Origin of the sequence: Pseudoduganella rivuli, assembly GCF_009674485.1 — a bacterium.
GTDB classification, from domain to species: domain Bacteria; phylum Pseudomonadota; class Gammaproteobacteria; order Burkholderiales; family Burkholderiaceae_D; genus Rugamonas; species Rugamonas rivuli_B.
This window is the reverse complement of record NZ_WKJJ01000021.1, coordinates 100,021-122,674: the sequence shown is the minus strand read 5'-3', so window position 1 is coordinate 122,674 and position 22,654 is coordinate 100,021. Positions and strand designations below refer to the sequence as shown.

The 22,654-nt window shown below is 61.2% G+C and carries 15 protein-coding genes; 12 read left to right on the top strand and 3 right to left on the bottom strand.

Features of this window, described 5'->3' with window-relative positions; all coding sequences use genetic code 11:
• Positions 1 to 9: 9 nt before the first annotated feature.
• Together tldD and aroG are read left to right on the top strand one after the other, a co-directional pair.
• On the top strand, positions 10 to 1,470 hold the full coding sequence (tldD, locus tag GJ700_RS28055) for a metalloprotease TldD (protein WP_154380248.1): 1,461 nt from the start codon (positions 10 to 12) through the stop codon (positions 1,468 to 1,470).
• A 241-nt stretch (positions 1,471 to 1,711) separates the two neighbouring features.
• On the top strand, positions 1,712 to 2,773 hold the full coding sequence (aroG, locus tag GJ700_RS28050; RefSeq protein ID WP_154380246.1) for a 3-deoxy-7-phosphoheptulonate synthase AroG: 1,062 nt from the start codon (positions 1,712 to 1,714) through the stop codon (positions 2,771 to 2,773).
• 86 nt (positions 2,774 to 2,859) lie between these two features.
• Here aroG and GJ700_RS28045 read toward each other — a convergent pair whose 3' ends face one another.
• Positions 2,860 to 5,769, bottom strand: a complete 2,910-nt coding sequence (locus GJ700_RS28045; protein ID WP_229507297.1) for a TonB-dependent receptor domain-containing protein — start codon at positions 5,767 to 5,769, stop codon at positions 2,860 to 2,862.
• A gap of 249 nt (positions 5,770 to 6,018) precedes the next feature.
• Here GJ700_RS28045 and GJ700_RS28040 point away from each other — a divergent pair, with 249 nt between their 5' ends.
• Positions 6,019 to 6,228, top strand: coding sequence for a hypothetical protein (locus GJ700_RS28040; protein ID WP_154380242.1), 210 nt, complete (start codon positions 6,019 to 6,021; stop codon positions 6,226 to 6,228).
• 20 nt (positions 6,229 to 6,248) lie between these two features.
• Here GJ700_RS28040 and GJ700_RS28035 read toward each other — a convergent pair whose 3' ends face one another.
• Together GJ700_RS28035 and GJ700_RS28030 are read right to left on the bottom strand one after the other, a co-directional pair.
• Positions 6,249 to 9,086, bottom strand: coding sequence for a TonB-dependent receptor plug domain-containing protein (locus GJ700_RS28035; protein WP_154380240.1), 2,838 nt, complete (start codon positions 9,084 to 9,086; stop codon positions 6,249 to 6,251).
• A gap of 770 nt (positions 9,087 to 9,856) precedes the next feature.
• On the bottom strand, positions 9,857 to 10,801 hold the full coding sequence (locus GJ700_RS28030) for an MBL fold metallo-hydrolase (RefSeq protein WP_154380238.1): 945 nt from the start codon (positions 10,799 to 10,801) through the stop codon (positions 9,857 to 9,859).
• 519 nt (positions 10,802 to 11,320) lie between these two features.
• Here GJ700_RS28030 and GJ700_RS28025 point away from each other — a divergent pair.
• The 9 genes from GJ700_RS28025 to nusA all read left to right on the top strand — a co-directional run bounded on the left by GJ700_RS28025 (position 11,321) and on the right by nusA (position 22,608).
• Complete coding sequence (locus GJ700_RS28025) at positions 11,321 to 12,259, top strand: ABC transporter permease (RefSeq protein ID WP_154380236.1); 939 nt, start codon at positions 11,321 to 11,323, stop codon at positions 12,257 to 12,259.
• 11 nt (positions 12,260 to 12,270) lie between these two features.
• The gene (locus tag GJ700_RS28020) at positions 12,271 to 13,269 is read left to right on the top strand and encodes an ABC transporter permease (RefSeq protein ID WP_229507296.1); all 999 of its coding nucleotides are present in this window, start codon (positions 12,271 to 12,273) and stop codon (positions 13,267 to 13,269) included.
• Entirely contained in the window at positions 13,266 to 14,978 is a 1,713-nt protein-coding gene (locus GJ700_RS35680; RefSeq protein WP_229507295.1) for an ABC transporter ATP-binding protein, read from the top strand. The genes GJ700_RS28020 and GJ700_RS35680 overlap by 4 nt, the downstream gene beginning before the upstream one ends.
• Before the next feature lie 12 nt (positions 14,979 to 14,990).
• Positions 14,991 to 15,968, top strand: coding sequence for a VTT domain-containing protein (locus tag GJ700_RS35675; RefSeq protein ID WP_229507294.1), 978 nt, complete (start codon positions 14,991 to 14,993; stop codon positions 15,966 to 15,968).
• Positions 15,969 to 16,199: 231 nt separating this feature from the next.
• Positions 16,200 to 17,219, top strand: coding sequence for a glucokinase (locus tag GJ700_RS28010; protein WP_154380232.1), 1,020 nt, complete (start codon positions 16,200 to 16,202; stop codon positions 17,217 to 17,219).
• 199 nt (positions 17,220 to 17,418) lie between these two features.
• Complete coding sequence (scpB, locus tag GJ700_RS28005) at positions 17,419 to 18,210, top strand: SMC-Scp complex subunit ScpB (RefSeq protein ID WP_154380230.1); 792 nt, start codon at positions 17,419 to 17,421, stop codon at positions 18,208 to 18,210.
• On the top strand, positions 18,197 to 20,260 hold the full coding sequence (locus GJ700_RS28000; RefSeq protein ID WP_154380228.1) for a pseudouridine synthase: 2,064 nt from the start codon (positions 18,197 to 18,199) through the stop codon (positions 20,258 to 20,260). The genes scpB and GJ700_RS28000 overlap by 14 nt, the downstream gene beginning before the upstream one ends.
• Before the next feature lie 297 nt (positions 20,261 to 20,557).
• On the top strand, positions 20,558 to 21,046 hold the full coding sequence (gene rimP / locus GJ700_RS27995) for a ribosome maturation factor RimP (RefSeq protein WP_154380226.1): 489 nt from the start codon (positions 20,558 to 20,560) through the stop codon (positions 21,044 to 21,046).
• Positions 21,043 to 22,608, top strand: coding sequence for a transcription termination factor NusA (gene nusA, locus GJ700_RS27990; RefSeq protein ID WP_154380224.1), 1,566 nt, complete (start codon positions 21,043 to 21,045; stop codon positions 22,606 to 22,608). Before rimP ends, nusA begins: the two co-directional genes overlap by 4 nt.
• Positions 22,609 to 22,654 lie beyond the last annotated feature (46 nt).

Below are 22,654 nucleotides of genomic sequence, written 5' to 3'. Positions count from 1 at the left end.
CTTCACACTATGACCCCATTCGAACCCAACCTGTCTTCCCTGGCTGTCGCACGCGAATTGCTGCTGACGCCGTTCGGACTGGATGAAGGCAAGCTGCTGAAGGCGCTGGGCAGCATGTTCACGCACAAAGTCGATTACGCGGACTTGTATTTCCAGTTCACGAAAAACGAAGGCTGGAGCCTGGAAGAAGGCATCGTCAAGACCGGCAGTTTCTCGATCGACCAGGGCGTCGGCGTGCGCGCCGTGTCCGGCGAGAAAACCGCATTTTCGTATTCCGATGAAATTTCCGAACGCGCGCTGCTGGACGCCGCCGCGGCCACCCGCACCATTGCCCGCGCCGGTTCCGGCAAGATTAAGGTGGCGGGGCAGACTTTCCACCAGGGCGGCCGCTCGCTGTACCTGCCGCATGACCCGCTGGCGTCGCTGGATGCGACGGCCAAGGTGAAGTTGCTGGAGCGCGTGGAAAAAATGGCGCGCGCGAAAGATCCGCGCGTGGTGCAAGTGATGGCCAGCCTGGCCGGCGAATATGACGTGGTGCTGGTGGTGCGCAGCGATGGCGTGCTGGCGGCCGATATCCGTCCGCTGGTGCGGGTATCGCTGACCGTGATTGCCGAGCAGGATGGCCGCCGCGAAGTGGGCTCGTCCGGTGGCGGCGGCCGCTACGATTATGCGTACTTCACGGACGACGTGCTGGAATCGTATGCGGAAGACGCCGTGAAATCGGCCACCGTGAACCTGGAGGCGCGTCCCGCGCCGGCCGGCCCGATGACGGTCGTGCTGGGCCCGGGCTGGCCCGGCATCCTGCTGCACGAAGCGATCGGCCACGGCCTCGAAGGCGACTTCAACCGCAAAGGTTCCTCCACGTTCTCTGGCCGCATCGGTGAGCGCGTGGCGGCCAAGGGCGTCACCGTGGTCGACGATGGCACCTTGGCGGACCGCCGCGGTTCGCTGAATATCGACGACGAAGGCAATCCGACCCAGTGCACCACGCTGATCGAAGACGGCATTCTGAAGGGTTATATCCAGGACACGATGAATGCGCGCCTGATGAAAATGCCGGTGACGGGCAATGCGCGCCGCGAATCGTTCGCGCACCTGCCGATGCCGCGCATGACCAATACGTATATGCTGGGCGGCGACAAGGACCCGCAGGAAATCATCGCGTCCGTGAAAAACGGTTTGTATGCGGTGAACTTTGGCGGCGGCCAGGTCGACATCACGAACGGCAAGTTCGTGTTCTCGGCCAGCGAAGCGTACATGATCGAAGACGGCAAGATCACCTACCCGGTGAAAGGCGCGACGCTGATCGGCAACGGCCCGGATGTGTTGAACCGCGTGTCCATGATTGGTAACGACATGAAACTCGATTCCGGCGTCGGCGTGTGCGGCAAGGAAGGCCAGAGCGTGCCGGTCGGCGTGGGGCAGCCAACGTTGCGGCTCGATGGGGTGACCGTTGGCGGCACCGCCTGATTCTTGTTATATGCATATACCGATAAAATCCTTGCCAAACTTTGCAGTGTGTTGTTATAGTCGTTCGACATTTACGGATTTTGCAATGACCCATTTCTTCTTTACCGGCTTTTTTTACTTTAGCAATTCCAACCCAAAGGCGGTGGAGTAGCGGCCGGTTCACGTAGAAACGAGATCCCAGCAAACCCAAACTAAACCGCCAGCAGTGGCGGTTTTTTTTTATACCTACAGGAGAAACGACATGCAACGCACCGACGACTTGCGCATCCGCGAAATGAAGGAACTGGTTCCACCGTCCCATTTGATCCGCGAGTTCGCCTGCACCGATTCCGCCAGCCAGACCGTGGCCGATGCGCGCATCGCGCTGCATCGCATCCTGCATGGCCAGGATGACCGCCTGATGGTGGTGATCGGCCCATGCTCGATCCACGATCCCAAGGCTGCGATGGAATACGCCCGCCGCCTGGCGCCGTTGCGCGACAAGCTGAAGGGCGACCTGGAAATCGTCATGCGCGTGTACTTCGAAAAACCACGCACCACCGTGGGCTGGAAGGGCATGATCAACGACCCGTACATGGATAACAGCTTCCGCATCAATGACGGCTTGCGCATGGCGCGCGAATTGTTGCGAGACATCAATGAACTGGGCTTGCCGGCCGGTACCGAATACCTGGACGTGATCAGCCCGCAATACATTGCCGACCTGATCAGCTGGGGCGCGATCGGCGCCCGCACCACGGAATCGCAGGTGCACCGCGAACTGGCGTCCGGCCTGTCGTGCCCGGTCGGCTTCAAGAACGGCACCGACGGGAATGTGAAGATCGCCGTGGAGGCGATTAAAGCCGCGTCGCAGCCGCACCACTTCCTGTCCGTCACCAAGGGCGGCCACTCGGCCATCGTATCAACCGCGGGCAACGAGGATTGCCACATCATCTTACGCGGCGGCAAAGCGCCAAACTATGACGCGGCCAGCGTGGATGAGGCCTGCAAAGCCATCGGCGGCTACGGCCTGGCGGCGCGCCTGATGATCGATGCATCGCACGCCAACAGTTCGAAGAAGCCGGAAAACCAGGTGCCGGTGTGCGCCGACATCGGCAACCAGATCGCCGGTGGCGACCAGCGCATCGTCGGTGTGATGGTGGAGTCGCACCTGGTGGCAGGGCGCCAGGACCTGGTGCCGGGCAAGGAACTGACGTATGGCCAGTCGATCACGGATGGCTGCATCGATTGGGATGCCAGCGTGCAAGTGCTGGAAGACCTGGCGGCGGCAGTGCGCCAGCGCCGCCTGAAGTCCGAAGACTAAGTAATAAAAAAAGCCTTTCAGGGTTTCCCCCGAAAGGCTTTTGACGCTTCCGGGCTTTGCAGCCCGGAAGATCCGCTGACGCAGTATTAGAACTGGTAAGCGGCGGTCAGGTAGTACGAACGGCCCAGTGGATCGGCGTAACGGCCGTCGTAACCAATCTGGTTGCCGCCACCGGCGTTTTGCAGCGTACGTGGAGGATTACGGTCGAACAGGTTCTTAACGCCTGCGGTGATCGTGATGGCCTTGTTGTACTTGTATTTACCTTGCCAGTCGAACGTGGTGTACGACGGCACATCCAGGCCTTCGAAGGCGGTGGTGGCGCCGGTCGAACCGTCGGCATTCGCCAGGAACACCGAGGTGCCCGCGTCATACGGCTGGTCCTTGTAGCCCGACTTGAAGTGCGCGGTCAGCGTATTGGTGAACGGGCCGTTTTCCAGCGTCAGGTTCAGGTGGGTTTGCAGGCGGAATACCACAGCATTGTCCGGACCGAACTGGCCCAGCGACGTCAGCACTGCACCGCCAGGGGTGGTGGTGTAGTTCTGCTTCAGCATGTAGGTACCGTTCCACTGTGCCGACAGCGAGCCGAAACCGGTGTTACGGTTGCGGTACACGAAGTCCCAGTCCAGACCACGGTAGTTCGCCACGCCGCCGTTCAGCGGTTGCAGTTTGTACGCGATGGTGGTGTAGCCGGCAGGGTCGGCATACGGATTGGTGAACAACGCAGCGTACTGTGCCGGATTAGCAAAGCCTACGTTTTCCGGGATACCGGACGACAGCACCTGGTTCTTGATCTGCACGTTCCATACGTCCATACCCAGCGACAGGCCAGCCATTGGCTCCAGGCGGCCGCCCAGGGTCCACTGCTTGGACTTTTCAGGCTTCAGGCCGTTGGCGCCGCCCAGACCGTTAGGACCGTTCAGCAAGTCATACTGCGCGCTGCCTGGCAGGCAGCCTGGCGAACCCGGGAATGGGCAAGCGTACGAACCCGCCGTGCTGCCACCGAAGGTGGTCGCACCGGCGATGTCGCTGATGTTCGGCGCCTTGAAGCCCGTACCGTATGCACCGCGCACCAGGATGTTCTTGGCCGGGGTCCAGCGGAAGCTGACTTTATAGGTCGACGAGTTGAACGTATTGCCCAGGTCCGCGTCCGGCAAGCGTTTTTGCAGGCCGGATACAGGATCAGCAGCGGTGTCGAACACCCAGCGGCTGTGGGTCTTGTCATACTTGTCGTAGCGGCCGGAAACCGTTGCTTCCAGGGTTTGGTGCAACGGCAGCAGCAACTCGCCGAACAGGCCATAGTTGTCGCGCGACGCATCGAATGGAACCTGGCCATAGTTGCCGCCCACTGGGTAGTTGGCGGAAGCCGGCTGGGTATCGAAGCCCGATTGCGACAGGATCAGGTCGCTGTACGCAGTGCGGTAGCGGGTCTTGGAGTAGTCCCCGCCCAGCGAAATGATCGACATGCCACCGCCCAGTTCCATCACGTCATGCTGTGCGCCGAAGTGCACGGTGTTCAGCGTCGACGTGGACTTGGAGAAATTCGCACCGTTCAGCAGGGCCGGACGCAGCGATTCGGCGCCAGTACCCATCACGAGGTCATAAGTACCCTTGGCAACCAGGTCGCTCAGCATGTTGAAGTCGGTGTAGCCGCCGGCCGCATTGTCAGTGATTTCACTGCGCGACAGCACTACGCTGGCATTGTAGTTCCAGCCCATGGCCAAGCCGTTTACGCCGAACGACAGGTGGCGCGCATCGGTCTTGTAGTCATCGGCGCGGCCGCCAACCAGTACCGAGCGGTAGCCCAGGGTGCCGCTGGTGGCGGTCAGATTGTTGGCAGTCAGGAATGGCTGCACGTATTTGTTCCACAATGCCGGGAAGCGGGTGGTCGCATTGATACCCATCGGCTGGGCGGACGGCGCATACTGCGCGGTCATCAGGAAGCGCGACAGGACGGCTTCACCCCATACGGTGGTATCTTCGTCGATCTTGAACGTCCCCTTCAGCAAGCCGCTATCGCGCTCGTTCGCAGGAATGTTCTGTACCGTGGCGGCATAGTTGAAGCGGCACGAGGTCGCGTTGCCAGAGATTTGCACGCCAGCCATCGGGCCGCCGCAATTTTTGTTGGCGGCGTAATACGGATTGATCGTGTACGACGTCGGGGTCGCCGAAGGATTGCCGGCCGGGCGGGCCGAGAACGTGATGTTGGCAGGTTCCGTGTTGCCGGTGCGCTGGTCAAAGATGTAATTCTTGCCGCCGTAGCTGAACGGGAAGAATGCGCCGGGCGCCGAGAACGAACGCTGCGCCGCAGTCAGCACGCGCTGTTCGTCATGGCTGTACGACATCAGGACGTTGAAGCGATCCTTGTCCAGGTCGCCGAAGCCTTTGGTGATGCCGGCCGACCAGCTGGTGCCGCCGTGTTCTTCCGGTTTCTGGTAGGTGGCATAGACGTTGGCGTCGGTCTTGTTTTTCTTCAGGATGAAGTTGACCACGCCGGCAATCGCGTCGGAGCCGTACAGGGCCGATGCGCCGTCGGTCAGGATTTCAACGCGTTCCACCGCTTCCAGGGGAATGCTGGAAATGTTCACAGCATAGCCGCCGCCTTGCGACGAACCCAGCGCCACGGGCGCCACGCGCTGGCCATCCAGCAGCACCAGCGTATATTTCGATTGCAGCGAGTGCAGTGCCGCCGTGGTGGCGCCGGCGCCGCCGCCGTTCACCGAAGACGACGATGGCACGAAGCCTTGCATCGCTGGCAGATTCTGAATCAGTTCAGTCGCGGTGGTGGCGCCGCTCTTCTTGATATCTTCCTGGCCAAGGACCTGGACTGGCAGCGCCCCTTCCTTCGCAATACGTGCAATCGATGAGCCGGTGATTTCCACGCGGACTATCTTTTCGCCGGCTTCCTGGGCTTGGGCCTGCGAGGCCATCATTCCCATCACCAACGCGCCCGAGAACATCAGGCGCAGCGAACGCGACAGTACTTTTTCTTTCATCATGTTGTCTGTTCCCTTACAAATAAGCAAATTCACCAGCGGTGCACTTGCGGTTGCTGCCAAAAAAGACAGATGTACTAGCACTAAACGATTCATCAATGAGGCAAATGACCTCCATTGATGAATCAATAGCGACCGGCATGCATGGAATCATATTGGTGAAATTTGTGTCAACGGCACCACAGAACAGTTACAAACAAACAACGGTCAGGTGTAACAGTTTGAAAGAAAGTAGTGAAAAGGCTAGCTAAAATGACAGCACAAGAGGATGATTGCCGATCCGCCGTGGATTTGTTGGTGGTTTTCACGCAACATCAGCCGTTCAACGGTTCAGCGTTAAATCAGCAAACAATTATATTTTGCTTTTTGAATATGGCAGGATATTTGCGTATCCGCTTGCGCGTTGCGCGCTGGGGAAATCCGGCAGGCGTTGCCCACCGGATGGAGAAATTGCCCGGCTGAGCAGCCGGGCAAGCCTTACATTACATGAACTTGTAGTTCACGCGGAAGTAGAACGTACGGCCCAGCGGGTTCGTGAACTGTGCATCGTAGCCGGTCTGGAAGTTGGCGCTGGTACGGGACGATGGTGGGTCCGTATCCAGGATGTTCTTGATACCGAACGTCGCGCTCAGGCTCTTCGCGTACAGCCAATCCACTGGTGCTTTCCAGCCGACCGTCATATCGATGGTCTTGTAGGCAGCCACTTTGCGGATTTCCGGATAGTTAGCGCCTACAGCCGCTGGATCGGTGAAGTCTTCATAGCCGTCGGTGTAGTTGTGGGTAACGGAAGCATTCCATGCGCCCATTGCCCAAGCCACGGTCAGAGCCTGGCGATAGCGTGGTACAGGGCCGAAGTCCTTGTACTTGCCCAGGTCGCTGACTTGCGCTTCACCCTGGTACTGGTAGCCGTGGGTGGCGTACAGCGTCGAATCCAGGTTCGCGGTCCAGTTACCCCAGTCCGACTTCTTGCGGAAGTTCAGGTTCAGGTCAAAGCCCGAAGCGAAGAACTGGCCGGAGTTCACGCGTGGCAGGTCGATGAAGGCCAGTGGCAGGTCCGGGTTCGAGCTGACGATCGGATTCTTGGCATCCGGATCGGTACGTGGGTCGAAGCGGTAGAAGTTGCCAGCGTAGCGAACTGGATCGCCCATGACGGTGTTTTCCGACATTGGCTGGATCGCCTTGGCGATCTTCACGTTCCAGTAGTCAACCGAGCCGCTGAAGGCTGCCGAAGGCTGGAATACCACGCCCAGCGTGAATTGCTTGGACTTTTCCGGTTCCAGGGTCTTGCTGCCGCCGTTGCGGGTGTCCAGCTGGACATTGCACTCATCCTTGTAGCCGCCAACCGGGTTGGCCGTGCTCTTGATTGGCGTGCCGTTCGGGCAGCGGATCGGATCGCTGAAGTTCGACGACGTATTGTTTACAGCGTATGGCAGCAGGTTGTCGTACAGGGTCGGAGCACGGAAGCCGCGGGCCGCCGAGGCACGGATCATCGTGGTCGCGTCCGGACGCCAGGTCACGCCGACTTTCGGGCTCAGGTTGTTGAAGCTGGTGCCGAAGCTGTTTTCATACTTGTCGTAACGGGCCGCCAGGTTACCTTCCAGGCTCTTCACGATAGGAATGTTCATCTCGGTGAACACGCCGGTCACCTTGCGGCTGCCGCTCACGCCTGGCACTTCGCCTGCGCCGCCCACTTCATCGCCGGAAGCCAGCGTTGGGGACGACACCTGGTCCAGTTTCTCTTTACGGTGCGAGAAACCAGCCGAGAAGCCCACGCCGCCTGCTGGCAGCTGGAAGATTTCTTTCGATGCCTTGAAGTCGAACTCGGTCGAGGTCGACGTACCACCGTTTTCGAAGCCGGTGATTTGCGCGCCCAGCAGCTTGGCCAGCGACGTGGCATCTTGCGAACCGAAGACGTTGATCTCGCCGGACGAAACCAGCGGGGTCAGCTTGGCGTACGAGAACTTGCCTGGACCGAACGAGATTTCCACCTGGTTCTTGCCGTAGGTAATGCCGGTGTCGTAATCCCAGCCTGCGATCTCGCCTTTGGCGCCGATCACGAAGCGGGTGTTTTTGGTATCGGTCAGGTCGGTACGGCCGCCGCCTGCAACGGTACGCCAGGTGCCGGAGATATTACCGGTCGGGGTGACGGCCATGTCGGACGCCAGCACGGTGTCGGCAGCCAGCACGGTGCCGTTAGGCATCTTGTAGCCCTTAGGCAGCGTCATGCCTTTTGGCAGCGTGATGGATTTTGGATAGAAGCGGCCCGTCGACGGGTACACCATGCTCTTGGTGTACGGCGCTGGCGAGTAAGTCGACTTCGAATGATCCTTGGTGTAGGCGGCTTCCGCGTACAGCTGGTGGTTGTCGTCGATGTTGAAGACAGCGCGGCTGACGAAGTTGTCATGCTTGGCTTCAGGGATCAGGTCGATGAATTTGACGTAGTCGGTACCGCAGCCGGTGACGCTGTTGGTGACCAGGGCGAATTCTTCATTTTTGCAGTCAACGTAGCGGTACGGGTTCACGCCCGTGTACTTGTTGCCCAAGGTATCGGTGAAGTTCAGGTTAGGCACGCCGTTACGTGGCGACGCCTTATTGATGCCCAGGTCGGGACGGTTGGCCGTGTTGGCGAACGCACGGTCCTTGGCGCGCAGGACGTCATCTTCCTCGTGGTTGTAGCTGAACAGGACGTTGAAGCGTTCCTTGTTCAGGTCACCGAAGCCGCCGGTGATGTTGTAGCTCTTCACCTGGCCGCCGCCCTGGTCCACCTTGGTGGCGTAGACGGTGGCTTCCAGACCCTTGTAGTCTTTTTTCAGGATGAAGTTGATCACGCCGGCCACAGCGTCAGCGCCGTACACGGCGGATGCGCCGTCACGCAGCACTTCGATGCGCTCGATGGCGGACAGTGGGATGGAATTCAGGTCGACTGGCTGGTTGCCGACAGCGTAGTTGGCCACGCGGCGGCCGTTCAGCAGCACCAGCGTGTATTTCGAACCCAGGGCGCGCAGGTTGGCGGTGGAAGCCACGCCGGAGGCGCCCACGTTGCCCGCGGCAACGGTACCGCCGAAGTTACCAGGGATCAGGTTCACCAGATCCTGTGCGCTGGTCGCGCCGGTACGGACGATATCTTCCTGGCGGATCACGGTCACAGGCAGTACGGTCTCGGAAGCGAGACGCTTGATCGACGAGCCCGTGATTTCCACGCGCTGGATCGCTTCACCCGCGTTTTGTGCCATTGCCGGGGTTGCCAGCATACCGGCAGCCACCAGCGTGCCCGAGAAGCTCAGGCGCACAGCACGCGATAAAACGGTTTCTTTCATCATTATCGTTATTCCTTGCTTTTATTTCTGGTTAATTACTTCCACCGTCTGAACAGAACCTGACTGGTCATCCCATGACCGCTGGCAGACACATCTATTCACCTCCCGTGGAGCAAGCCGTAGTGCGGTGCACGACGGCTTACTGCGTCTCCCGGCCAAACAGCCATTTTGTAACCGCAGCTGGGAAGGCGCTATGGAAACATGGGCAATGAAATGAAGTCAACGCAGGGGTGCGGCATTACAACAGAATGCCTGTTAAACAAGGTAAATAGTCGAAGAAACAAACCAATACAGAGATTTAAGTCAGAAAAAAGCAGAAATTCTGAACTTAATTCTGACATTTCATATTGTGAATTAGTACATTGATCAATAAAAAGAGTCAATAGCATCTTGATTCTTGCTTTTTTTATTGACACCAATTTACAAAATTATGATGTTTTTGTGACTACATTGACAAAATTTATGTAACCAAAAATGTTAATCAGGGTTTCACTTACAAATCTTTGATTTATCAGCAATAAATTGCACTTTGTTGGATACGCGAAACCAGTAGCTGCGAATTACCGTGTAACAAGTGGTGGATGTTATGATTGATCGTGTATGTTGCGTAGTAACAACGATCTGATACAGCAATAGGGGACTTAATAGCAAAAATGTAGTTCAAATGAGACGAAACCTGTCTTTCTGATACGTATAGGGGAAAGTACTTATTCCGACCGCCACACTCGTGCCGACAGGAAAAATTGCAAGCTTCACGCACCGCTGCAACTTCTTTATTTGGCGCAATATTCAGCACGCTTGGCCGGCACCCGCAACACCTGGTCGACGTAGTAAGCCAGTGCAGCCTCCGTGTACTTCGGATCCGGATGCATGGCAACGAACGCCGCGCCCTGCTGCATCCAGGTTGCCACGCAGCTTGCTGTGGCCTGGTTGCTGTCGGCGCACGCGGTGAATGCATCGAACGCCTGGCGGTAGCTGGAGAATGCGGCGTGGTCCATCGGCAAGCCGTGACCGGGCACCAGCGTCTGGAAATCCAGCTGGTCGATGTCGGCCAGCGCCCGGCGCCAGCCTTCCGCGCAGCCCGTATCGAAAAAGGGCAGCGGTATCACCACCAGGTCGCCAACAAATACGGTCTTGCTGGCCGGGTCGTGCACCCAGACATCGCCTTCGGTCGCCGCATGGCTGGCCAGGTGCAGTTGCAGCGTGCGCCCGCCCAGTTTGACCGGCATGGCTGCCCTGACCGGCTGGTCGGGAATCAGGTTGGCCGGATCGTTGATGGCGGCCAGGTACAGCCGCGTATCGGCCTTCTGCGGTTCCGGCACGGCCGGGTCGTCCAGCCGGGCCCTGGCCTGGTCGACATTCCGGGCGAGGAAGCCTTTCAGCGCACCCTCAACGGCCGTGCTGGCGTAGAGCCTGGCGCCCGGGTAGGCGGCGCGGATGCGCGCATTGCCCGTCGCGTGATCGAGGTGCCAATGCGTGTTGATGATGGCGGTAATCGGCTTGTTCTTCGCCTTCGCTACCGCGATGATCTTGTCCGTGTGTTCGGGATGGCGGCCGGTATCGATGACCAGCATGTCTTTGGGGCCTTCGAACATGATCGAATTCCCGTCCGGTTGCACGCCGGCTGGCACCTTGCCTTCAATAAAAGTGTAGGGGGCGGGCGCAGCCGCCGATCCCGCCAATCCCGCCACCAGCGCCGCTACGGCGATTGTTGCCATGACTGTCTCCTGGTTCAATAAAAAAAGCCGGTCAGCGAACTAACCGGCCTTTCAGGTCCTGAAATTAGACGATCAGAACTTGTAGGTCAGGCTGGGCCTTGAAGTAACGGCCGATCGTACCCGAAGCGTCCATCGGGTTGTAGCTCATGCCGCCGTAGGTCAGTGGATCCAGCTGCGCCACTTTGTCGAACAGGTTGGAGATCGAACCCGACAGCTGGGACGACTTGTTGATATTCTAGCGGGCCGACAGGTCCAGCGTGATGAACGACGCCAGGCGGCAGCCAAACGCTGCCAGGGTGCAGTCTGCGTGTTGGCGTAGCGGGTCGATGCGCCCGCGCCGAACGGGTTTTGCGGGTGGGGGGCTCCGATCGTTGTGATCGTGCCCGACAATGTCACGGTGGTTGGCGATACCACGGTCGGGGTTGTGTTGGTTGCGTTACTTTTTGGCCACAGGTGTGACGCGCGGGGCGCCATTACTGCATGATGGCGCCTCGGCAAAAGAAGGGGACTGGTAAGGGGATGGCTGCATATATTATCCGGCGCTTGTGGCAAATGGCGCCGACCATGCTGGGCGTGGTGTTGCTGGTGTTTATCCTGTTTAACTGGGTGGGCGGCGATCCCGCGTATATCCTGGCGGGCAAGATGGCCGATGCGGACGCCATCGCCAATATCCGCCGCCAGCTGGGCGTGGACCAGCCTTATTACATTCAGCTCGGCATCTTCCTGCGGCAAGTCGTCACCTTCGATTTCGGCTACAGCTGGGCCACGGGCGAAGCCGTGTCGTCCGTCATTGGCGCGCGGCTTGGGCCTTCGCTGACCGTGCTGCTGCCGTTGACGGTGCTGGAAACCCTGCTGGGCATTGCGCTGGCGCTGGCCGTGGCGTTCGTACGCGGCAGCCTGACGGAGCGCGCAGTCATGGTGGTGTGCACGGTGGCGATGTCGCTCAGCATCCTGGTCTACATCATCGTGTTCCAGTATGGGCTGGCGTACCGGCTGGGCCTGTTCCCGGTGCAGGGCTGGGGTAATGGCCTGGCCGAGAACCTGTTGCGCTATGCGGCGCTGCCCGTGCTGATCGGGCTGGCGGTGTCGATTGCGCCGACCTTGCGGCTGTACCGCAGCTTCGTGCTCGATGAAGTGCAGCAGGATTATGTGCGCACGGCGCGCGCCAAGGGTTTGCCGGAGCGGCGCGTGATGTGGGTGCACGTGCTGCGCAACGCCGCCATTCCCATCCTGACCCACGTGATGGCGGGCTTGCCGGCGCTGCTGATCGGTGCATTTCTGCTGGAGCGGTTTTTCGGCATCCCCGGCATCGGGCGTGAAGTGATCCTGGCGGTGGAACGCAGCGATTTCCCTGTCATCAAGGCGGTGACGGTGTGCGTGGCGGCGGCCACCATGGTCTTCAACCTGTTGGCGGATTTGCTGTACCAGGCGCTCGATCCGCGCGTGCGGCTGCAATGAGGGGGCTGCCGATGAATGCCTTATGGAGCATGGCGTGGCGCCGCCTGCGCGCGGACAAGGTGGCGATGGCGGCGCTGGCTGTCGTGGCGGGCTTTGTGGCAGTGGCGGCGCTGTCCGCCGCGGGTTTGCTGGCGGCCGGATGGGAAGACGAGGTGGCGGTCAGCTATGCGCCGCCATGGTTTGTTGCCGGCAGTGCGCCGGCGTCCGTGCAGGCGCCGCTACCCGCCGCCACCGTGCCGCCCAATGAATTCGATCCGCTGGCGGACGATATCGCGGCCTTGCGCAATGCGCGCGGTACGGCGGACGGCGACGGTGGCGCGCGCAAGGCCACGTTGCTGTTCGGCGCCGACAAGTGGGGCCACGACATTGTCGGCAAGACCGTCAAAGGGGCGCAAACCTCGGTGGTGGTGGGGCTGGCGGCAGCCATGCTGGCGGTCGCGCTGGGCACCGTGTGCGGCGCGCTGTCCGGCTTTTATGGCGGCGTGGTCGACGATGTCTTCAACTGGTTTTACAGCATATTCACGGCCATTCCGTCGGTGTTGATGATCCTTGCCGTGGCGGCGGTCTTGCAGGAAAAAGGCGTCGCCACCATCGTGCTGATCCTGGGCCTGACCGGGTGGACCGGGCCGTATCGCCTGATGCGCGCCGAATACCTGAAGCACAAGGCGCGCGATTACGTACTGGCGGCGCAAGCCATCGGCGCGTCCAACTGGCGGCGCATGTTCGTGCACATCTTCCCCAACGTCAGCCACGTGGCGCTGGTGCAGCTGGCGATCCTGGCGGTGGGTTTCATCAAGGCGGAAGTGATCCTGTCGTTCCTGGGTTTCGGCGTGCCGGTCGGCGCCGTCAGTTGGGGTTCGATGCTCAATGAAGCGCAGCAGGAACTGTTGCTGGGCAAGTGGTGGCAACTGGCGGCGGCCAGCGGCGCCATGGCCTTGCTGGTGACGGCGTTGTCGCTGCTGACGGATGCCATGCGCGATGCGCTCGATCCAAGAATGAGGCTGCAATGAGCGAGATATCGAAGGACCCGGCGCCGTTGCTGGAAGTGCGCGATTTAAAAGTGTCGTTCCGCGCCGGGCGGAATCCGCCGGTGCCGGCCGTCAAAGGCGTGTCGTTTGCCGTGCCGCGCAACCGCACGGTCGCGCTGGTGGGCGAGTCGGGCAGCGGCAAGTCCGTCACGGCGCTGGCGGCGATGGGCCTGCTGCCGCCGGAGTCCGCGCTGATCGGGGCCGGCGGCCGCATCCTGTTTGATGGCGCCGACGTGCTGACGCTGGGGGCAAGAGAGCGGCGCGCGCTGTGCGGCAAGGACATCGCGATGATTTTCCAGGAACCGATGTCGTCGCTCAATCCCGTGCTGACGGTGGGGACCCAGATCGCCGAAGTACTGGCGCGGCATTTGGGGATGAAGGGCAGGGCGGCGCGCGAACGCACGCTGGCGCTGCTGGACGAAGTGGGTATTCCCGAGCCAGGGCGCGGCATCGATGCGTATCCGCACCAGTTGTCCGGCGGCCAGCAACAGCGGGTGATGATTGCGATGGCGATCGCCTGCGCGCCGCGCCTGCTGATCGCGGACGAGCCCACGACGGCGCTCGACGTCACCGTGCAAAAACAAATCATGGCGTTGATCGCGCGCCTGCAAAAGGCGCACGGCATGGCGGTGCTGTTCATTACACACGACCTGGCGCTGGTGTCGGAGATTGCCGACGACATCATCGTCATGCGCGACGGCGAAGTGCGGGAAGCGGGACCGGCGCGCGACGTGCTGTCGCAGCCGCGCGACCCGTACACGCGGGCACTGCTGCAATGCCGGCCGCCGCTCGATGCCCGCCCGCTGCGCCTGCCCGTGATTGCGGAGGTGATGGCGGGCAAGGCGCCCGAGACGGCGCAGCGTCCTGCGCGCGTCATGGATGGCGACATCGTGCTGGCGGCCGAACGCGTCAGCAAGAGTTTTTATGTGGCGGAAGGCTGGTTCAAGCGGCGCGAGTTCCGCGCCGTCAGCGACGTGTCGTTTACGCTGGCGCGCGGCGCCACGCTGGGTGTGGTGGGCGAATCCGGCTGCGGCAAGAGCACCCTGGGTTTGACGTTGCTGCGGCTGCACCAGGCCAGCGGCGGCCGCGTGCTGGTCGACGGGCGCGACGTGCTGGCCTTGTCCGCCCGGGAGTTTCAGCCGTACCGCCGGCGCATGCAGATCGTGTTCCAGAATCCGTATGCGTCGCTGAATCCCCGCTTTACCGTGGCGCAGATTTTATTGGAACCGATGCAATTGCACGGTATCGGCGCCGATGACAGCGAGCGCATCCGGATGGCGCAAGCCTTGCTGGACAAGGTCGGGTTGCCGCGTACCGCGCTGCAGCGCTGGCCACACGAATTTTCCGGCGGCCAGCGGCAGCGCATCGCCATTGCCCGCTGCCTGGCGCTGCGGCCGGAAATCCTGATCTGCGACGAATCCGTATCGGCGCTGGACGTGTCGGTGCAGGCGCAAGTGCTGAACCTGTTGCTGGATTTACAGCAGGAATACGGGCTGTCTTACATCTTTATTTCACATGACTTGTCCGTGGTGCGCTACATGGCGGACCAGGTGATGGTGATGCGCCAGGGCGAAGTGGTGGAGCAGGGCGGCGTGGACGCGGTGTACGGCAATCCGCGGCACCCGTACACGCAGGCGCTGCTGGCGGCGGTTCCCCGTGGCGTCCCTGCCGGAACGCGGGATTTCATATAACATGGCGGAATCATGGCGAGCTTACTGACACTGTTGCGGGAATATGGCGTATTGATCGTGTTCGCCGTCGTCCTCATCGAACAGATGGGTTTACCGATCCCCGCCTTTCCCCTGCTGATCGTGGCGGGCGCACTGGTGGCCGGCAATGAGTTGCACTGGGCCGCCGTGCTGGGCGCCTCCCTGCTGGCCTGTTCCGTCAGCGATTTCTTCTGGTTCCGCGCGGGCCGCCGCTACGGCAAGCGCATCCTCAAGCTGTTGTGCCGCATTTCCCTGTCGCCCGATTACTGCGTCAGCCAGACGGAAGACAATTTCCGCCGCTGGGGCCCGAAATCGCTGCTGGTCGCCAAGTTCGTCCCCGGCTTCAATACCATCGCACCGCCGATGTCGGGTGCGATGGGCACCAGCTATATGCGCTTCCTGGGCTTTTCCGTGCCGGGCGGCTTGCTGTGGAGCGGCAGCGGCATCCTCATCGGTATCTACTTCAGCGCCAGTATCGAACAGGTGCTCGACACGCTGTCCACCATGGGCAGCACGGCGCTGGCCGTGCTGGGCACGTTGCTGGCGCTGTTCGTGCTCTACAAATACGTCGAACGCAAGCGCTTCCAGCAAGCCGTGCAAATGGAGCGCATCACGGTCGACGAACTGAAGCAACTGCTGCTCGACGGCCATGAACCCATTTTGGTCGACGCCCGCAGTGCCACCGCGCAATCGCTGGAACCGGCCGTGCCGGGCGCCGTGCTGGTCAATGGCGACCTGTCCAATGTCTTGCAGGCGCTGCCGAAAGACCGCCACATCATCGTTTATTGCAGTTGCCCCAACGATGTGACGGCCGCGCACGTGGCCAAGCAAATGTTTGCGCAGGGCTATGAATATGCGCGCCCGCTGCATGGCGGCCTCGATGCGTGGAACAACGCTTTTGCCCATGAATTGCGCCGTCCCCGCGACGGCGAAGCACCCGCGCATCCCCCCACGGCCGTCCCGCACGGCTGAACCCCGTCTTCCCCTGCCACCCGTAGTCAGCCGCACGCCGGAGCGTGCGGCTTCAACTCGTCCTGTCTATACCAATCACCCCTAAAATCGGTAGTCATACTACGTATTGATTATCGCAAAAGGTAACTTTTTTCACTTGTGCGATGTAAATTTGTACTAAAACTACAAAGAATGCTTGCGTGGGAAGTAAGAAAAACGTAAGCTTAAGCGTCACCTTTTTCCAGTACGATCATGACTTTCGAGCCTACTTCCTCCTTGCATGCTTCATTCCCGGGCGGTCCGCGCCTGTTGGCGGATGTCGGCGGTACGAATGCGCGCTTCGCGCTGGAAACGGCTCCGGGCCACATCGCGCACATCCACGTGCTGGCATGCGCCGCGTACGCCACTTTGGCGGACGCGCTGCGCGCTTACCTGGCGCTGCCGGATGTGGCGGCCGTGTCCGGTAGCGGCATCCGCCATGGCGCGATTGCCATTGCCAATCCCGTCAATGGCGATCTGGTGCGCATGACCAACCACCACTGGCAATTCTCGATCGAAGCGCTGCGGACGGAATGCGGCTTTGACGTGCTGGAAGTGGTCAACGATTTCACGGCGCTGGCCAGTTCGCTGCCGTTCCTGTCCGATACGCAAAAGCGCAAGGTTGGCGGCGGCGATGCGCAACCCGGCGCGCCGCTGGGCTTGATCGGCGCGGGAACCGGCCTGGGCGTGTCCGGCCTGATTCCCGGCAAGGATGGGCGCTGGACGCCGTTGCTCAGCGAGGGCGGCCATGTCAGCTTTTCGCCGGTCAATCCGCAGGAAGTGGCCATCCTCGAACATGCGTGGACGGAGTTCGAGCACGTGTCGGCCGAGCGGTTCATGTCCGGTGTCGGTATCGAGCTGATTTACCGTGGGTTGTGCGCCCACCGCGGCGTGCAGGCGGAATCCATCGCCGTGCCGGAAATCGTCAGCCGCGCGCTGGCCGACGAATGTGAACTGTGCACGGAAACCGTGGAAACCTTCTGTCGCATGCTGGGCACCGTGGCGGGCAACCTGGGCGTCACGCTGGGCGCGCTGGGCGGTATATATATAGGCGGCGGTATCGTGCCGCGCCTGGGCGAGCGCTTCGACGGTTCCGGCTTCCGCGCCCGCTTCGAACAAAAAGGGCGCTTTTCCGGCTACCTGTCCCGTATCCCGACCTACGTCATCACGGCGGAGTATCCAGCCTTTGTCGGCGTGGCCGCCATCCTGGCGGAGAAGCTTGCCTCAAAGTAAATTCAATACGGGAGTGTCGCCCGTCAGCCGTTTTATCAGGTACAATTGTGACTGTTGGATGAAACGGCTTTCCAGACACGCAACTCCGTCGCGGTAAAATCTGCCGGTTTTCGCCCGAAAACAAACATCTCCACTTGTAGTGCTCCTGCCCAGCGCGCTTAGTCCCGGGCTTTTCTTCTTGCATTTGTTTGCAACCAATATGGAAATAGCTGAGGCGAAGCAAGTCCTCGAAACCGCTTTGCTATGCGCGCAAGAGCCTTTGTCGGTGCATAGCCTGAAAAAGCTCTTTGTCGAAGTCGATAGCCAGGAGCGGCCGCAGGATGACGGCTTCAGCTCCGAGCAAATCAAAAGCATGCTGGCGGAGTTGCAGCAGGAGTGGATGGGCCGTGGCGTTGAGCTGGTGAGCCTGTCGAGCGGGTGGCGGTTCCAGAGCCGCCCGGAAATGAAGCAGTACCTGGATCGTCTGAATCCGGAAAAACCGCCGAAATACACGCGCGCCACCTTGGAAACGCTGGCGATCATCGCGTACCGGCAGCCTGTCACCCGGGGCGATATCGAAGAAATCCGCGGTGTGACCGTGAATTCGCAGACGATCAAGATGCTGGAAGACCGGGGCTGGATCGATGTGGTCGGCCACCGCGACGTGGTGGGACGCCCGGCGCTGCTGGGCACGACGAAGCAGTTTCTCGATGACCTGGGATTGAATACGCTGTCCCAGCTGCCTCCGTTGCAGCAAATTAGCGAACCGCAGGGTGGGCCGCCGGATATGGCGGCGCTGGAAGCAGCCCTGCAACAGAATTTTGAAAAGGCGGCACATGCCGCCTCACATGCTGGTACTGGCGGTGCAATGGCTGACGAGGTGGTGGCAACACCATCCGGCCAGGATGACAGCCAGGTTGTTCGCCTCGATGAGGCGCCGGCTCGCGCCGCAATGCTGGAAGCACCGGTTGACGCTGAGCCCAACCAAGAAATGAATAATGAACAACACTGATACCCAAGAGACTGTCGCCGGCGCCCCTGCCGCTGACGTGGCCGCCAAACCCAAGCGCCGCACCAAAGCTCAAATCGAAGCTGATAACGCTGCCGCGCTGGCGGCGGGCGAACAGCCCAAACCCAAACGCAAGAGCAAGGCTGCGGCCGCCGCCGAGTCTGGCGAAGCCGCCGCACCGGTGGTGGAAGCCGCCGGCGACGCTGCGCCGGCCAAGAAGCCGCGCGCCCGGACAGTGAAGAAAACCGTGGAGGCGGAAACGCCGGCCGCCGTGCAGGAAGCTGCGGCGCCAGCCGTGGAAGCCGCGCCGGCCGCCAAGGCGCCGCGTACCCGCAAAGCCAAGCCGGCCGCCGACGCTGCCGTCGTGGTGGAAGCGGCACATGCGCCTGCGGACGCGCCGGCGGAAGCCCCGGCCGCCGCAGCGGAAGACAAGCCGGCCCGCGACGGCCAGCGCCGTCCGCGCGGCCCGCGCCAGATGCGCGAACAGCGCGCCACCCGCGAAGTGCTGCATCCGAAACCGATCGCCGTGGCCGCCGCAGCCGTGGCGGAAGGCGCCACCAGCCTGCCGCCGGAAGGCGAAGCTGCCGCCGAAGGGCAGGAGCGCGGCCAGGGCCAGCGCCACAACAAGCGCGGCAAGGGTAAAGGCAAGGGCGCCAATGTCAGCAACGCGGGCAAGCCGCAGGGTACGCCGGGCGCCTTTGGCAACAAGATGAAGCGCAAGGGCAATGACGCCGACGCCGTGTTCTCGTACGTGACGTCGGAAGCCTTCGACAGCGACGAGGCGGGCAAGGGCCGCCAGCCGCAGAAAAACGTGCGCCGCGACCTGACGGCCGACGACGATGCGCCGAAGCTGCACAAGGTGCTGGCGGAAGCGGGCCTGGGTTCGCGCCGCGACATGGAAGAGCTGATCATTGCCGGCCGCGTGTCGGTCAATGGCGAGCCGGCCCACATCGGCCAGCGCATCCTGCCGACCGACGCCGTGCGCATCAACGGTAAGCTGATCCAGCGTAAAGTCAGCAAGCGCCCGCCGCGCGTGCTGGTGTACCACAAGCCGGCCGGCGAAATCGTCAGCCACGACGATCCGGATGGCCGTCCATCGGTGTTCGATCGCCTGCCGACCATGAAAGCCGGCAAATGGCTGGCCATCGGCCGCCTGGACTTCAACACCGAAGGCTTGCTGCTGTTCACCACGTCCGGCGACCTGGCCAACCGGCTGATGCACCCGCGCTATGGCATCGACCGTGAATACGCGGTGCGCACCCTGGGTACGCTGGAAGAAGGCATGCGCCAGAAATTGCTGTCCGGCGTCGAGCTGGAAGACGGCCTGGCGCAATTCTCGAAAATTGCCGATGGCGGCGGCGAAGGCATCAACAAGTGGTACCGCGTGGTGATCGGCGAGGGCCGTAACCGCGAAGTGCGCCGCATGTTCGAAGCCATCGGCCTGACCGTGTCGCGCCTGATCCGTACCCGCTATGGCGCCATGACGTTGCCGAGCGACTTGAAGCGCGGCCGCTGGGAAGAGCTGGAAGAAAACGCCGTGCGCGACCTGATGGCGGTGTATGGCGTCGAGAAAAAGCAGGGCGGCGAAGGCCAGCAAAAACGCGCGGGCGGTCCTGGTGTGCAGGGCGGCCAGCCGGTGCCGGCGCAGGGCCAGGGTCAAGGGCGCCAGCGCCGCGAGCGTGGTGACCGCGAGCGCGAGCCGAACGGCAACCGCATGGATGTCAGTAACAAGAATGCCGATCCATTCCCGCAGCAGCCGCGCGGCCAGCGCCGTGGCGGCGGCCAGCAGGGCGCCTACTTTGGCGCCGGTGGTGGCGGCTTGCCGGAATTCGGCCGTCCGAGCGGGCGCCCGCAAGGCGGCGGCCAGGGTGGTGGTCAAGGCGGTCAGGGCGGCCAGGGTCAAGGCAAGGGCAAGGGCAGCCGTCCGCGCCAACCGGATCCGCTGCAAACCACGTTCGGCTTTGCCGGCGCCGGTGCTGGACAGCAACGCCGTGGCGGCCAGCCGCGCGGCGGCGCCATGGACCATGGCATGCCGCGCCGTCGCAAAGGCTGAGTTTTAACGGGCGTTAAGCCCGCTGAACAGCCCGTATTTCGCGCCATTATGGCCGTAATTGAAGTGTTGTAAGCCGCGCCATTCCGGATTGCGGCATTGCAGCGCAATCAAGTTACGGTTATAATGGCCACCCAATGGAAAAGTTATTCGCAGAATGTGCAGTTACTGCGCGGTTGCCGAAGCTGCTTTCATCTGGGTTGGAAATACAAAAGATGGGCAATTGCCCATTTTTTTTTTGGTGAACGTTTTTAGCGGCCCAACGCACAGTCGGATCGGGCCGCAATCTGGAGAATTTCCTTGCAATTGCCGGAGTTAATTGAAACGACCGTTACCGGTCTGGGCTATGAGCTGGTTGATTTCGAACGGGCCGAGCGTGGATTGCTGCGCGTGTATATCGATTTCACGGCGGAAGATGCGGCGGAAAAAGGTCCGATCACTGTCGAAGATTGCGCGAAGGTCAGCCATCAGCTGAGCCACGTGCTGACGGTGGAAAACGTCAACTATGAACGGCTTGAAATTTCCTCGCCAGGCCTGGACCGGCCACTGCGCAAACTGTCCGACTTTGTCCGCTTTGCTGGATGCGAAGTCATCGTCAAGTTGAAGATTGCGTTGCCGGGCACTTCCAACCGGAAGTCGTACCAGGGCATTTTGCACGAGCCGAACGGCGACACGCTGGCGTTGGAGTTTGAAGGTAAAGAAGGGCCGGCGTTACTGGAGTTTACGCTGGCCGATATGGATAAGGCACGCTTGGTGCCGCAGGTGGATTTTAGGAGTCGCAAAGCATGAGTCGCGAAGTTTTGTTATTGGTTGACGCGCTTGCGCGTGAAAAGAACGTCGATAAAGACGTGGTCTTTGGCGCGCTGGAATTCGCGCTGGCGCAAGCCACGAAAAAGCGCTACGAGGGCGAAGTCGATATCCGCGTCTCGATCGATCGCGACAGCGGCGAATTCGAATCCTTCCGCCGCTGGCACGTGGTGCCGGACGAAGCCGGCCTGCAACTGCCTGACCAGGAAGTGCTGCTGTTCGAAGCAAAAGAACAGATCCCCGACATCGAAGTCGACGAATACATTGAAGAGCCGATCGAATCCGTGGAATTCGGCCGCCGCTTCGCGCAAGACACCAAGCAAGTGGTGCTGCAGCGCGTGCGCGACGCCGAGCGCGAACAGATCCTGGCCGACTTCCTGGAGCGCGGCGACGCGCTGGTGACCGGCACCATCAAGCGCATGGAGCGCGGTGACGCCATCGTTGAATCGGGCAAGATCGAAGCGCGCCTGCCGCGCGACCAGATGATCCCGAAGGAAAACCTGCGTATCGGCGACCGTGTACGCGCCTTCATCCTGCGTGTGGACCGCAATATGCGTGGCCCGCAGGTGATCCTGTCGCGCACCGCGCCGGACTTCATCATGAAGCTGTTCGAACTGGAAGTGCCGGAAATCGAACAGGGCATGCTGGAAATTAAATCGGCTGCACGTGACGCCGGCGTTCGCGCCAAGATCGCCGTGCACACCAACGACAAGCGTATCGACCCGATCGGCACCTGCGTCGGCATGCGCGGTTCGCGCGTGCAGGCCGTGACCGGTGAACTGGGCGGCGAGCGCGTCGACATCGTGCTGTGGTCCGAAGATCCGGCCCAGTTCGTGATTGGCGCCCTGGCGCCGGCGAACGTGTCGTCGATCATGGTTGACGAAGAAAAGCACGCGATGGACGTGGTGGTCGACGAAGAAAACCTGGCGATCGCGATCGGCCGTTCCGGCCAGAACGTGCGCCTGGCTTCCGAGCTGACCGGCTGGAAAATCAATATCATGACGGCTGAGGAATCGGCCGACAAAGCTGCCCAGGAAACCGCCGCTACCCGCGCGCTGTTCATGGAAAAGCTGGACGTCGACCAGGAAGTGGCCGACATCCTGGTGGAAGAAGGTTTCGCCAGCCTGGAGGAAATCGCGTACGTGCCGATCTCCGAAATGCTGGAAATCGAAGCGTTCGACGAAGACACCGTCAACGAACTGCGCACCCGCGCCCGCGACGCACTGGTGACGGAAGCCATCGCTTCGGAAGAAGGCCTGGAAGGCATGGAAGAAGCGTTGGTCGGCCTGGAAGGCATGGACCGCATCACCGCGGGCAAACTGGGCCTGGCCGGCATTAAGACGGTTGAAGCATTTTCCGCACTGGCTTACGACGAATTTGGCGCCATCCTGGCCCTGTCCGCCGACCGTGCCCGTGCATTGATAGCCAATGAATTTGAAGATGTGACCGACGACGAGATGAAGTTGGTTGACTCGAAGTACGACGACCGCGCCAAAGGCTTGCAAGCCAAGGCATGGGCGTTGGCCGAATCCGTAAAGGCTTAATTTGAGTATCTTTATCATCTCCGCGACACATAGAAAAGAGGACTGA

Excerpts from the sequence above, each read along its gene's own strand:
- tldD (WP_154380248.1), top strand. The coding sequence starts at position 10 with ATGACCCCATTCGAACCCAACCTGTCTTCCCTGGCTGTCGCACGCGAA.
- aroG (WP_154380246.1), top strand. The coding sequence starts at position 1,712 with ATGCAACGCACCGACGACTTGCGCATCCGCGAAATGAAGGAACTGGTT.
- GJ700_RS28045 (WP_229507297.1), bottom strand. The coding sequence starts at position 5,769 with ATGATGAAAGAAAAAGTACTGTCGCGTTCGCTGCGCCTGATGTTCTCG.
- GJ700_RS28040 (WP_154380242.1), top strand. The coding sequence starts at position 6,019 with ATGACAGCACAAGAGGATGATTGCCGATCCGCCGTGGATTTGTTGGTG.
- GJ700_RS28035 (WP_154380240.1), bottom strand. The coding sequence starts at position 9,086 with ATGATGAAAGAAACCGTTTTATCGCGTGCTGTGCGCCTGAGCTTCTCG.
- GJ700_RS28030 (WP_154380238.1), bottom strand. The coding sequence starts at position 10,801 with ATGGCAACAATCGCCGTAGCGGCGCTGGTGGCGGGATTGGCGGGATCG.
- GJ700_RS28025 (WP_154380236.1), top strand. The coding sequence starts at position 11,321 with ATGGCTGCATATATTATCCGGCGCTTGTGGCAAATGGCGCCGACCATG.
- GJ700_RS28020 (WP_229507296.1), top strand. The coding sequence starts at position 12,271 with ATGAATGCCTTATGGAGCATGGCGTGGCGCCGCCTGCGCGCGGACAAG.
- GJ700_RS35680 (WP_229507295.1), top strand. The coding sequence starts at position 13,266 with ATGAGCGAGATATCGAAGGACCCGGCGCCGTTGCTGGAAGTGCGCGAT.
- GJ700_RS35675 (WP_229507294.1), top strand. The coding sequence starts at position 14,991 with ATGGCGAGCTTACTGACACTGTTGCGGGAATATGGCGTATTGATCGTG.
- GJ700_RS28010 (WP_154380232.1), top strand. The coding sequence starts at position 16,200 with ATGACTTTCGAGCCTACTTCCTCCTTGCATGCTTCATTCCCGGGCGGT.
- scpB (WP_154380230.1), top strand. The coding sequence starts at position 17,419 with ATGGAAATAGCTGAGGCGAAGCAAGTCCTCGAAACCGCTTTGCTATGC.
- GJ700_RS28000 (WP_154380228.1), top strand. The coding sequence starts at position 18,197 with ATGAACAACACTGATACCCAAGAGACTGTCGCCGGCGCCCCTGCCGCT.
- nusA (WP_154380224.1), top strand. The coding sequence starts at position 21,043 with ATGAGTCGCGAAGTTTTGTTATTGGTTGACGCGCTTGCGCGTGAAAAG.